The sequence below is a fragment of the Actinomadura madurae genome (assembly GCF_900115095.1).
GTDB classification, from domain to species: domain Bacteria; phylum Actinomycetota; class Actinomycetes; order Streptosporangiales; family Streptosporangiaceae; genus Spirillospora; species Spirillospora madurae.
This window is the reverse complement of the sequence record NZ_FOVH01000013.1, coordinates 15,995-29,869: the sequence shown is the minus strand read 5'-3', so window position 1 is coordinate 29,869 and position 13,875 is coordinate 15,995. Positions and strand designations below refer to the sequence as shown.

Sequence of the window (13,875 nt, the reverse complement as noted above, 5' to 3'; positions counted from 1 at the left end):
CGGTACATCCGCTCGCCCGCGCCCGCGTACGGGCAGGCCACGAACCGCTCCGCGGTCAGGCCGGGCCGGCCGAGGTAGCCGCGGGCCACCAGCGTGCCCGAGACGTACAGCTCGCCCGCCACTCCGGCGGGCACCGGCCGCAGCCGCCCGTCCAGGGCGTAGAGCCGCACGCCCGCGAGCGGGCCACCGATCATGCTGCCCGGCGCGGCGGCGGCACGCGCGCGGTCCAGCGCGTAGCCGCTGACGAGCACGGTGGTCTCGGTCGGACCGTAGGTGTTCGTCACCAGCGGCGCGTCGTCCGGGTGCCGGGCGTACCAGTCCTCCAGGCGGCCGAGGTCCAGCGCCTCACCGCCCAGGAACACGTACCGCAGCGCCCAGTCGTCGCGCTGTTCGGCCATGAGCTGGTAGAGCGCGGCCGGCGTCTGGTTCATCACCGTCACGCGCTCGGCGGCCAGCAGCTCCGCGAACTCGCGCGGCGACCGCGAGATCTCGTACGGCACCACGACCAGCCGGGCGCCGTGCAGGAGCGCCCCCCACAGCTCCCACACCGTCAGGTCGAAGCCGTACGAGTGGAACAGCGTGCGCACATCGCCCGGCCCGATGTCGCACATCTCGTCCAGGGCCCGCACCATCCACACCACGTTCTGGTGGGAGACCACCACGCCCTTCGGACGTCCCGTGGACCCCGACGTGTAGATCACGTACGCCGCGTGCTCCGGCGCGATCGGCAGGCCGAGGTCGCCGTCGTCGTGGCCGGAGACGTGCACGTCCTCGGGCCGGACGACCAGCACCGGGTCGGCGTCGGCCAGCATGAACGCGATCCGGTCGTCCGGATGATCGGGGTCGATCGGCACATAGGGCGCCCCGGACTTCAGCACTGCCAGCACCGCGACGACCAGGTCGGCCGACCGGGGCAGCACCAGCGCCACCGGCCGTTCCGGCCCCGCACCCCGCTCCACCAGGTACCGGGCCAGCCGGTTCGCCCGCGCGTTCAGCTCCGCATAGCTGATCGACGAACCCTCGAACGTCACCGCCGGAGCGTCCGGCGTCCGCGCCGCCTGCGCCTCGAACAGCGCCGGGATCGTCGTGCGCTCCTCCGCGGGCATCGCGCCGCCGGCCCACTCGTCCAGGATCACCGCGCGTTCGGCCCCGTCGAGGATGTCGACCGCGCCGATCGGGGTGTCCGGCGCGGTGACGACCGCCTCGACCACGCGTTCCAGCCGGCCGGCGAACCGCGCGGCGGTTCCGGCCTCGAACACGTCGGTGGCCACGATCACCGCGCCGCGCAGCCCGGCCGGGGCTCCCTCGGCGTCGAAGGCCTCGGTGAGGCTGAACTCCAGGTCGAACTTCGCCGTCACCGGGCCGTCCGCGGGCCCGGCCGGCAGGCCGCCCGCCCGCACGCCGGGCAGGTCCAGCTCCGGCCGGGCGTTGTTCTCGAAGGTCAGCATCACCTGGAACAGCGGGTGCCGCGCCAGGGAGCGGGCGGGCGCCAGTTCCTCGACGAGGCGCTCGAACGGCACGTCCTGGTGCTCGAACGCGCCCAGCCCCGTCTCCCGCACCCGCTCCACGAGCTCGGCGAACGTCGGGTCGCCGGACAGGTCGGTGCGGATGACCAGGGTGTTGACGAAGAAGCCGACCAGGTCGTCCAGCGCCTCGTCCAGACGGCCCGCGATCCCGGATCCGATCGGGATGTCGGTGCCGCCGCCCAGCCGCGACAGGGTGACCGCCACGGCGGCCTGGAGCACCATGAACACGGTGACACCGTGTTCGCGCGCCACCTCGCGGACCCGGGCGTGCACCTCCGCGGGCAGCGCCAGCGGCACCCGGTGCCCCCGATACGAGGCCGCCGCGGGGCGCGGCCGGTCGAACGGCAGCGCCAGCTCCTCCGGGACCCCCGCCAGCGCCTCGCGCCAGTACGCGACCTGTTCCGCGAGGAGGCTCTCGGGGTCGTCCTCCGACCCCAGCAGCTCGCGCTGCCACTGCGCGTAGTCCGCGTACTGCACCGGCAGCGGCGTCCACTCCGGCGCCCGGCCCTCGCGCCGGGCCGCGTAGGCGGTGCCCAGGTCGCGCGCCAGCGGCGCCATCGACCACGCGTCTCCCGCGATGTGGTGCACCACCAGCGCCAGCACGTGCTCGTCCGGCCCGGCCTCGCACAGCCACGCCCTGATCGGGATCTCGGCGGAAAGGTCGAACGCGTGCCCGCCCGCGGCGGCCACCGCCTCGACCAGAGGCAGCTCGAACCCGGTCTCGTCCACTCGGAGGATCCGCTGGTACGGCCCGCCGTCGGCGACCGCGAACACCGTGCGCAGCACCTCGTGCCGTTCCAGCACGTCGCGGAACGCCTCTTCCAGCGCCCGCCGGTCCAGCTCGCCGGTCAGCCGCAGGGTCACCCGGATGTTGTAGGTCTCGCTGGGACCCTCCAGCTGCGCGAGGAACCAGAGCCGCCGCTGCGCGTACGAGAGCGGCATCCGCTCGGTGCGTTCCCTCGGGGCCGGCGCCGGCCTCTCCCGGCGGGCCTCGAAGAGGCGTGCGGCCAGGCCGGCGGGGGTCGGCGACTCGAACAGCGTCCGCAGCGGCACCTCGGCACCGAGCACGGCGCGTACCCGGCTCACCAGCCGCGTCGCGAGCAGCGAGTGCCCGCCGAGCGCGAAGAAGCCGTCGTCCACGCCGACGGTCTCCACGCCGAGCACCTCGGCGAACACCTGGCAGAGGAGCTCCTCCCGCACCGTGGCGGGCCGGCGGCCTCCCCCCGCCGCGAACTCGGGTGCGGGCAGCGCCTCGCGGTCGAGCTTGCCGTTCACGGTCAGCGGCAGCGCGTCGAGGGCGACGAACGCGGCGGGCACCATGTGCTCGGGCAGGCTCGCCACGGCCAGCGCCCGCAACTCCGCCGCCTCGGCGTCGCCGGTCACGTAGGCGACGAGGCGCTCCTCATGCACGACCACCGCGACGTCGGCGACGGCTTCGTGCCGCGCCAGCACCGCCTTGACCTCACCCAGCTCCACCCGGAACCCGCGAAGCTGCACCTGCTCGTCGCTCCGGCCCAGGTACTCGACATCGCCGCCGGCGCGCCACCGCACCACATCGCCGGTCCGGTACATCCGGGTCCCCACCGGCCCATACGGGTCGGCCACGAACCGCTCCGCACTCAGCCCCGGACGATTCAGATAACCCCGGGCCAACCCGGGACCCGCCACGTACAGCTCACCCGCGACGCCGATCGGCGCGGGCCGCAGCCGTTCGTCCAGCACGTAGAGGCGCAGGTCACCCACGCCGGCGCCGATGATGTTCCCCGCCGCGCTCTCGGCCCGCGCCCGGTCCAGCAGGTACCCGGAGGCGAAGAGCGTCGTCTCCGTCGGCCCGTACATGTTGGACAGCCGCGGCGCGTCGTCGGCGTGCCGGGCGTACCACTCCCCCAGGCGGCCCGGTTCCCACGACTCGCCACCGACCGTCACGTACCGCAGCGCCCAGTCGGGCCGCTCCTCGCTCACCAGCTGGAAGAAGGAGGAGGGCGTCTGGTTCAGCACCGTCACGCCCTCGGTCGCGAGCAGCTCCGCGAACTCGCGCGGCGACCGCGACGTCAGGTACGGCACCACCACGAGCCGGCCGCCGTACAGCAGGGAACCCCACAGCTCGAACACGGTCAGGTCGAACGCGTAGGAGTGGAACAGCGTCCCGACATCGTCCGGCCCGAGGTCGAACCACCGCTCCAGGGAGCGCAGCAGCCGCACCACGTTCTGGTGCGGGACGACGACCCCCTTCGGGCGTCCGGTGGACCCCGACGTGTAGATCACGTACGCCGCATGATCCGGCGACACCGCGACCCCGAGATCACCGTCCTCGTGACCCGGGACGTCCACGTCATCGGCCCGAACCGTCAGCACCGGCTCGATGTCGGACAGGATCAAATCAATCCGATCCTGCGGATAATCCGGATCGATCGGCACATACGCCGCCCCGGACTTCAGCACCGCCAGCACCGCGACGACCAGCTCCACCGACCGCGGCAGAACCAACGCCACGAACCGCTCCGGCCCCGCACCCCGCTCCACCAGGTACCGGGCCAGCCGGTTCGCCCGCGCGTTCAACTCCGCATAACTGATCGACGAACCCTCGAACGTCACCGCCGGAGCATCCGGCGTCCGCGCCACCTGCGCCTCGAACAACGCCGGAACCGTCGAACGCTCTTCTACGACCGCCCCGCCGCCGGCCCACTCGTCCAGGATCAGCGCACGCTCCCCGTCACCGAGGACGTCCACCGCGTTCACGCGCACCGACGGATCCGCGACGACCTGCGCCAGCACCTGGGCCCAGACGTGCGCGAGCCGCTCGATCGTCCGTTCCTCGAACAGGTCCGTCGCGCCCGTCACGGCGACCCGCATGCCGGCCGGCGCGCCCTCGGCGCCGAAGCTCTCGGCGGCCGTGAACTGCAGGTCGAACTTCGCCGAGGACTCACCCGCGGGGAGGCCGGAGACCGTGAGGCCCGGCAGGTCGAGCTGGGCGGACCCCGTGTTCTGCACGGTCAGCATCACCTGGAACAGCGGGTGCCGCGCCAGCGACCGCGCCGGCGCCAGCTCCTCGACGAGCCGCTCGAACGGCACGTCCTGGTGCTCGAACGCCTCCAGGCCCACCTCGCGGACCCGGGCCAGCAACTCCGCGAACGTCGGATCCCCCGCCAGGTCGACCCGCATGACCAGGGTGTTGACGAAGAACCCGATCAGGTCGTTCAACGCCCTCTCGGTACGCCCGGCGACCGCCGACCCGATCGGGACGTCCGTGCCCGCCCCGTGCCGCGACAGCAGGACCGCCAGCGCCGCCTGCAGCACCATGAACGAGGTCATGCGCCGCTCGCGCGCCACGGTCACCAGGGCCCGGTGCACGTCGGCCGGGACCTCCAGCTCGACCCGGTGCCCGCGGTACGAGGGCATCGCCGGCCGTAACCGGTCCGCCGGCAGCCGGAGCTCCTCCGGGGCTCCGGACAGGGCATCGCGCCAGTACGCCACCTGCCGGGCGAGGATGCTCTCGGCGTCGTCCTCGTCGCCGAGCAGCTCGCGCTGCCACAGGGTGTAGTCGGCGTACTGCACCGGCAGGGGCTCCCAGTCCGGTCGCCCGCCCTCCCGCCGGGCGGCGTACGCCGCGGACAGATCGCGGGCCAGCGGGCCGGTCGACCAGCCGTCCCACGCGATGTGGTGCACGACCACGACGAGCACGTGCGCGTCCGGACCCTCCCTGAACAGCCACGCCCGCAGCGGGATCTCGGCGGCCAGGTCGAACGCGTGCCGCGAGACGCGGGCGACGGCGACCGGCAGCTCCTCCGCCGCCACTTCGGAGACGGCGAGCGAGAACCCGGTCTCGCCCTCCGCGAGGACCCGCTGGTACGGCTCGCCGTCCCGCTCCGGGAAGACCGTGCGCAGCACCTCGTGCCGGGCGAGCACGTCCCGGAGCGCCGCGTCGAGCGCCTCGGCGTGGAGCTCGCCGGAGAGGCGGAGTGCGATGGGGTTGTTGTAGGCGGCGTTCGGTCCCTCCATCTGGGTGAGGAACCACAGCCGCCGCTGGGCGTACGAGAGCGGGGTCATGATGATTCCTCCTGCGCGTGCATCCGCCGTAGCGCCGGCCGGGCCGTTCGCCGGCCGGCACCGTGTTCCGCGATCCAGGCCGCGAGCCCGGCCGGGGTCGGGGTCGAGAAGACCTGCCGGATCGGCAGCTCCACCCCCAGTTCCGCCCGTACCTCGCCGACCAGCTTGGTGGCGAGCAGCGAGTGCCCGCCCAGTGCGAAGAAGTCGTCGTCCACCCCGGCACGCTCCAGCCCGAGCACCCGTCCGAAGGCCCGGCAGAGGGTCTCCTCGGCCGCGTTCGCCGGCGCTCGACCGGTCGCGGCGGTCGAGGCCGCGGCGTAGTCGGGGGCGGGGAGGGCCTTGCGGTCCAGCTTGCCGCCCCGGGTCAGGGGCAGCGCGTCGAGGGCGGCGAAGGCCGAGGGCACCATGTAGTCGGGCAGCTTCGCGGCGGCGAACCGGCGCAGCTCGTCGCCGTCCGCGTCGCCCACCACGTAGGCGACCAGGCGCTCGTCGCGCGCGACCACCGCGGCCTGCGCGACCAGCGGATGACCGGACAGGACGCCCTCCACCTCGCCCGGCTCCACCCGGAACCCGCGGACCTTGACCTGGTCGTCGACCCGGCCCAGGAACTCCAGCAGGCCGTCCCCGGCAGAGCGCACGAGGTCGCCGGTGCGGTACATCCGCCCGCCGGACGGGCATGCCACGAACCGCTCCGCGGTCAGCCCGGCACGACCGGCGTAGCCGCGCGCCAGCTGGTCGCCGGCGACGTACAGCTCCCCCGCCACACCGGCCGGCACCGCCTGCAGGAACCCGTCCAGGACGAACGTCCGCACGCCCGGCGCGGGCCGGCCGATCAGCACGCCGCCGTCGCCGCCGACCGGCACCGTCTCGCCGGGTGCCGCGGCCGAGATGACGCAGCCCACCGTCGCCTCGGTCGGCCCGTACTCGTTCACCACCGTCGCGGCGGGATTGGCGGCGCGCCACCGCTCCACCACGCCGCCCGGCAGCGCCTCGCCGCCCACGACCAGGTCGCCGGCGAATCCCCGCATCAGCCCGTCCAGCATGGCCAGGTGAGTGGGCGTCACTTTCAGGAACGTGCACGCCGGCGCGTCGCCGGCGTCGTCGGTCAGGTCGATGATCCGCACGCGGCCGCCCGCCGCCAGAGGCCCCCACAGCGAGGTCACCGCCAGGTCGAACGCCACCCCGGAGTGCAGGCCCGCCGTACCGCCGAGCCCCGGATAGGCACGAGCGGCCCAGCCGAGATAGGCCGCCGCGCTCCGCTGCGAGACCAGCACGCCCTTCGGGCGGCCCGTCGACCCGGAGGTGTAGATCACGTAGGCCGCCTGGTCCGGCGGCGCCGGTACGCGCGGTGCACGGCCGGGCATTCCGGCCAGCCGCGTCGCCGTCGGCGCGTCGTCCATCGCCACCAGGCGATGACGGCCCGCCGGAAGGTCCTCCAGCACCTCCTCGCTGGTGAGCGTGAGCACGGCGCCGCTGTCGGCCTGGACGAAAGCGATCCGCTCCGCCGGCTGGCCCGGGTCGATCGGGACGTACGCCGCCCCGGCCTTCCACGTTCCCAGCAGGGCCGTCACGAGCTCGATCCCGCGCGGCAGGCACACCCCCACCACCGACTCGGCGCCGACCCCCTGGCCGCGCAGGAAGTGCGCCAGCCGGTTCGCCCGCGCGTCCAGCTCGGCGTACGACACCTCGACACCGCCGGCGGACACCGCCACCGCGTCCGGCGTGCGCGCTGCCCAGGCCTCGACCAGCTCCGTGACCGTGGTGGCCACCGCGGGCACCGCGTCGTCGCGGTCTTCCGGCCGCTCGGCCTCGTCGAGGACCCTGACGGACGACAGCCGGTCCGCCGGGTCGTTCTCCAGGGCCGTCACCAGGTTGCGGAGGCACGCGTGCAGCATCCGGCAGATCTCCGGGCCGGCCTCGGCCGCGGCGTTCACGGTCAGCGCGAAGCCGGTGCCCAGGTCGTCCACCAGCACGGTCACGGGGTAGTTGGTGCTGCCCTCGGCGGGCGTGTACACGGTGCCGATGCCGGGAGTCCGGACGGCGTCCCGCTGGTCCGGCGCCCCCGAGCGGTGGTGATGGCGGAAGTCGAACAGCGCGGTGAACAGCGGGCTGCCGCCGGGCACGCCGCTCGCCCGCTGGGCGAGGGAGAGCGGCGCGTGCTCGTGGACGAGCAGCTCGGCGAGCTGGCCGCGCAGTGCCTCCAGCGCCTCGCCGGCGCCGGTCCCGCCGACGCGCACGCGCACCGGCAGCGTGTTGATGAACAGGCCGGGCACCCGGTCCGCGCCGGTGTTCATGCGGCCGAGGAGCACGGTGCCGAAAACGACGTCGTCACGGCCGCTGAGGGTGGCCAGCACCCGCGCCCACGCCAGATGGAAGATCGTCGCCGGACTCGTCCGCAGCGCGCGCGCCACCTCGCGGACGCGGGCGGCGATCTCCTCGTCGACGGCAAGGGAGGCCCGCTCGATGCCGCGGCCGTCGCCGTGGACGTCCAGCAGCCCGTACGGCGCCGTGGTCTCCTCGACGTCGCCCAGCAGATCCGCGAAGTACCGCTCGTGCTCCTCCCGCGGCACGCCCAGCCGCGCCTGCGCGACGAAGTCGCGGAACGGCGGCGGCTCGGGCAGCTCGTCCTCCCGGCCGGTCAGGATGGCGTGTATTTCGCCCAGCAGGACGTCCTGGGTGGTCCGATCCTGGACCAGGTGGTGGATGCGCAGCAGGGCCAGCCAACGCCCGTCCACCGGCCGGTCGGAGACGTGCACGTCGATCAGCGGCGCACGCCGCAGGTCCATCCCCGCACCGGCCGCCGCCAGCAACCGCCGCACCGGGTCCGCGCCATCGTCCAGCACGACCTCCCGCACCGGCAGCACCGCCCGGCGGACCACCACCTGCACCGGCTCCCGCACCCCCTCCCACACGATCGCGGTCCGGTAGATGTCATGCCGGTCGATCACCCGCTGCAACGCGGCCAGGATGCCGTCGCGGCGTTCCCTGGAGTCGAAGCCGAGGACGTTCGGGGAGGCGTAGACGTCCCGGCCGCCGTCGGCCTGAAGCAGATGGTGGAAGAACAGACCCTCCTGCAAGGGAGCCAGCGGATAGACGTCCGCGATGTTGGCCGCACCGCCCTCCACCGCGGCGACGACCCGCTCCACCTCATCGGCGGACAGGTCCACGAGCGTGAGCATGTCCGGCGCGATCTCCGTCGCGCCCGCCGGGATCCGGTTCGGCGGGATCTCGATCGCCTCGGGCGCCGCCACGACCGCCAGCTCGGCGGGTGTGGGCGACTCGAAGAGCGCCCGCACCGACACCGACACACCGCGCCCCCGCAACAGGTCCACCAGCCGCACCGCCAGCAGCGAGTGCCCGCCCAGCCGGAAGAAGTCGTCCTCCACCCCCACATGGTCCAGGCCCAGGATCTGGGCGAACGCGTGGCACAGGAGCTCCTCCTGCACGGTCGCCGGGGCCCGGCCCTCCCCGGCGGCGACCTCGGGCGCGGGCAACGCGGCCCGGTCGAGCTTGCCGTTGGTGGTCAGCGGCAGCTCGTCCAACGTCACGAACGCCGCGGGCACCATGTAGTCCGGCAACCGCTCGGCGGCCAGCCGCCGCAGCCGGTCCTCGTCGGCCCGCCCGACGACGTAGGCCACCAGCCGCCTGTCCCCCGCGGAGTCCTCGCGGGCGACGACCGCGACCCGCGCGACCCGCGCGTCGCCCGCCAGCACGCTCTCGATCTCGCCCAGCTCGATCCGGTGCCCGCGGATCTTGACCTGGTCGTCCGCGCGCCCCGCGAACGCCAGACGGCCGTCGGACGCCCACCGCGCCAGGTCGCCGGTGCGGTACATCCGCTCGCCCGGCCCCCCGAACGGGCACGCCACGAACCGCTCCCCGGTCAGGTCGGGACGCCCCGCGTAGCCGCGCGCCAGCCCGGCGCCCGCCACGTACAGCTCGCCGGTCACCCCCACCGGCACCGGGCGGAGCGCCTCGTCCAGCACGAACACCCGCGTGTTGGCGACCGGGGCGCCGATCGAGACCTCGCCGGCGGCCGGGTCGCACTCCCACAGGGTCGCGTCGACGGTCGTCTCGGCGGGGCCGTAGGAGTTGAACATCCGGCGCCCCGGGGCCCACCGGTCCAGCACCTCCCCCGAGGACGCCTCACCGGCCACGACCAGCACGACCCCGGGGTCGACGGCGGCCTCGTCCAGCGTCGCCAGGACGGCGGGGGGAAGCGTCACATGCGACACGCGCTCGTCGGCCAGCAGCTTCGGCAGGGCCGCGCCCAGACGCCGGTCGCGCGGGATCACCACCAGCGTGGCCCCGGTCAGAAGTGCCGACATCCACTCCCACCCGAAGGTGTCGAACGCCGCCGAGGCGAACTGGCCCACCCGCGACCCCGGGCCCACGCCCAGGTGGCGGACGTGACCGTCGAGCATGCTCGCCACACCCGCGTGCGACACCACGACGCCCTTGGGCACGCCCGTCGAGCCCGAGGTGTAGATCACGTATGCCGCGGACGCCAGAGCCGGGGCGGCACCGGCCGCGGCTTCGTCCAGTCCGCCGAGCTCCAGGATCGTGGCGGGGTCGTCCACGACCACACGCGCCACGTCGCCGGACAGCGCACCGGTCCAGTCCCCCGTGGTCACCACCGTGTGCGCGTCCGCGTCGCGGAGCATGAACGCGATGCGCTCGGCCGGGTGGTCGGCGTCCAGGAGCAGATAGGCCGCCCCCGCCTTCACCACGCCCAGCAACGCCACGGTCAGGTCGACGCCTCGTTCCATCGCGACCGCGACCACGCTCTCCGGACCGGTGCCGTGCCGCACCAGCAGGCGGGCGAGGCGGTTCGCACGCGCGTCCAGCTCCCGGTACGAGATCCGGACGCCGTCGGCGGCCACCGCGTCCGCGTCCGGAGCCCGCTCCACCTGAGCGGCGAACAGCTCGGGAATCGTCAGGGCCGGTACGTCCACCGCGGTGTCGTTCCAGACCCGCAGCAGCCGGTCGCGCTCAGCGGCGTCCAGCGCCTCGACCGCCCCCACCCGCGCCACGGGATCGGAGACCAGCGCCGCCAGCATGCGCGACCAGACGCCCGCGATCCGGGCGGCCGACTCCGCCTCGAACACATCGGCGGCGGCGAGCAGCGAGCAGCGCACGCCCGCCGGGGCGCCGCCGCCGTCGAAGACCTCGGTGGCGTTGATCTCCAGATCGAACTCGGACTTGGGCGTGGTCGCGGACGCACCGGCGACCTCGACGCCGGGCAGGGCCAGCCGGGTGCCGCCGGTGTTCTGCAGGATCAGCATCGCCTGGATCAGCGGGTGGCGCCCCAGCGAGCGGGCCGGGGCCAGCTCCTCCACCAGCCGCTCGAACGGCACGTCCTGGTGGGCGAAGGCGTCGAGGCTCGTCTCGCGGACGCGGGCCAGCAGCTCGGCGAACGTGGGGTCGCCCGACAGGTCGCTCCGGATGACGAGGGTGTTCACGAAGAACCCGACGAGGTCGTCCAGGGCGCCGTCCAGCCGGCCCGCGACCGCCGCCCCTATCGGGACGTCGGTGCCCGCGCCGAGGCGCGACAGCGTCACCGCCAGGGCGGCCTGCAGCACCATGAACACCGTGACGCCCTCCGCGCGCGCCACCTCGCGGATCCGCGCGTGCACCTCGGCCGGAACGTCGATTCCGACGGCATGCCCCCGATGGGAGGCCGCCGGAGGGCGCGGCCGGTCGAACGGCAGCGCCAGCTCCTCCGGCACACCCGCCAGCGCCTCGCGCCAGTACGCCACCTGCCGCGACAGGGGGCTGCCGGGGTCGTCGTCGGATCCCAGCAGCTCCCGCTGCCAGATGCTGTAGTCCGCGTACTGGACCGGCAGCGGCGTCCACGCCGGCTCCCGGCCCGCGCATCGGGCCGCATAGGCGGTGCTCAGGTCGCGGCCGAGCGGGCCGCGAGACCAGCCGTCCTGCGCGATGTGGTGCGTCACCAGCACGAGCACGTGCTCGTCGGGCGCCACGCCGAACAGCCACGCCTTGATCGGCACCTCGGCCGACAGGTCGAAGGCGTACTCCCCCGCCGCGGCCACCGCGCGGCGCAGATCCTCCGGCGCCGTCGCCGAGACGGACAGTTCGAACCCGGTCTCGTCCACGTCGAGGATCCGCTGGTACGGCTCGCCGTCGGCCGCCGGGAACACCGTCCGCAGCACCTCGTGCCGCTCCAGCACGTCCCGCAGCGCCGCCTCCAGCGCCCGCCGGTCCAGCTCGCCGGTCAGGCGCAGGGCCATCGGGATGTTGTAGGTCGGGCTCGGGCCCTCCAGCTGCCCGATGAACCACAGCCGGCGCTGGGCGTAGGACAGCGGCACCCGCTCGGGCCGCGTCCGCGCGGCCAGCGGCGCGCGCGCCGGCTCCGCTTCGAACAGGCGCGCCGCCAGCCCGGCCGGCGTGGGCGCCTCGAACACCGACCTCAGCGGCATCTCGGTGCCGAGGACGGCGCGCACCCGGCTCACGAGCCGCATCGCCGAGAGCGAGTGCCCGCCCAGGGTGAAGAAGTCGTCGTCCGGGCCGACGCCGTCCACGCCCAGCACATCGGCGAACACCTGGCAGAGGATCTCCTCCCGCACACCTGCCGGTTCGCGGCCCGCGCCGGTCGCGTAGCCGGGCGCGGGCAGCGCGGCCCGGTCGAGCTTGCCGTTGCCGGTCAGCGGCAGCGCCTCCAGGGTGACGACGGCCGACGGCACCATGTGGGCGGGCAGCTTCGCGGCGGCGTACTCCCGCAGGTCCGCCTCGGCCACGTCACCGGCCACGTAGGCGACGAGCCGCTCGTCGCGGACGACCACGGCGGCGTCGGTCACGCCCTCGTGCCGGGCCAGCACGCTCCGGACCTCGCCGGGCTCGACCCGGAAGCCGCGGATCTTGACCTGGTCGTCGGCCCGGCCGGCGAAGACCAGCAGCCCGTCCCCCGTCCAGCGCGCCAGGTCGCCGGTGCGGTACATCCGCTCGCCCGCGCCGGCGAACGGGCAGGCCACGAACCGCTCGCCGGTGAGCCCCGGCCGGCCCACGTAGCAGCGGGCCACCTGGACGCCGGCGACGTACAGCTCGCCGGCCACGCCGACGGGGACCGGCCGCAGCCGGTCGTCCAGCACGTAGACGCGGGTGTTCGCGACCGGGGAGCCGATCGGCACGACCCCGGCCTCCACCAGCTCCGGCGTCAGCCGCGCGGTGGCGACGCCGATCGTGGTCTCCGTCGGGCCGTAGTGGTTGAACACGGCCCGGTCTCCGGCGACCAGCTCCGCGACCAGCTCCGGCGGCGGCGCCTCGCCGCCGAGCACCAGCGACCCGCCGGGCAGCACGTCCGTGCCGAGCGCCGCCAGATGGGACGGCACCGCCTTGAGGCGGTCGATCCGATGCTCGGCCATGAAGGCCCGCACCGCCGCGGGGCTCAGCACGGTGTCCTCGTCCGGGATGTGCAGCGTGCCGCCCGAGGCGAGGCTGGCGAACACGGCCGTGTTGCCCAGATCGGTGGCCTGGCCCTGCAATACCGCGAACCTGCCCGCCGTGAAGCCGACGCGGGCGGGCACCGTGGCGACGTAGTTCGCCAGCCCCCGGTGCGTGACCGCCACGCCTTTCGGGTGCCCCGTCGACCCCGACGTGTAGATCACGTATGCCATCTGGTCGGGCGAGACCGGGACGCCGGGATCGCCGTCGGGGCCGGTGGCGTCGATGTCCTCGGTGCCGAGCACCAGCACCGGGTCGGCGTCGGCGAGCAGGAACGCGATCCGCTCCTCCGGCTGGTCCGGGTCGATCGGCAGGTACGCCGCGCCCGCCTTCCAGACGCCCACGATCGCGGTGACCATGTCGATCCCGCGCGGCAGGCGCACGCCCACCACCGACTCCGGGCGCACGCCCCGGGCCCGTAGCCGGTGCGCCAGCCGGTTCGCCCGCGCGTTCAGCTCGGCGTAGGTGACCTCCGTCCCGCCGGCGGCCACGGCCACCGCGTCGGGCGTCCGCGCCGCCTGCGCCTCGACCATCTCGACCACCGGTACCGGCGGCACCTCGACCGCGGTGGCGTTCCACTCGCCCACCAGCCGGTCCCGCTCGACCTTGCCCAGCACGTCCAGCGCGTCGAGCCGGGCCCCGGGGTCGTCCTCCAGCGCGGTCACGAGGCCGGCGAGGCAGGTGTGCAGCAGACGGCACAGCGCCGCGCCGTCCACCGCCTCCACCGCGTCCACGGTCAGCCCGAATCCGGCGCCGTGGTCCTCGACCGACATCGCGACCGGGTAGTTGGTGGCCTCCCGGATGGACTCGGTCGAGATCCCCTCCCCGCCCTGGACGGTGCGGA

Annotated in this window: 2 protein-coding genes (both only partly in view); both read right to left on the bottom strand. The window is 74.5% G+C overall.

Features of this window, described 5'->3' with window-relative positions; translation table 11 throughout:
* Positions 1-5,573, bottom strand: partial view of a non-ribosomal peptide synthetase gene (locus tag BM339_RS31070; protein ID WP_075023181.1) — the 5' portion only. It extends 17,212 nt beyond the left edge of the window; only the first 5,573 of its 22,785 coding nucleotides appear in the window; the start codon lies at positions 5,571-5,573; the stop codon falls past the left edge of the window.
* A protein-coding gene (locus BM339_RS31065; protein ID WP_083598171.1) for a non-ribosomal peptide synthetase crosses the window boundary here: on the bottom strand, positions 5,570-13,875 show its 3' portion. The gene runs 11,407 nt beyond the window's last position; the window shows 8,306 of its 19,713 coding nt (coding positions 11,408-19,713); its start codon lies off the right edge, out of view — the gene reads right to left on this strand; it ends in the stop codon at positions 5,570-5,572. Before BM339_RS31065 ends, BM339_RS31070 begins: the two co-directional genes overlap by 4 nt.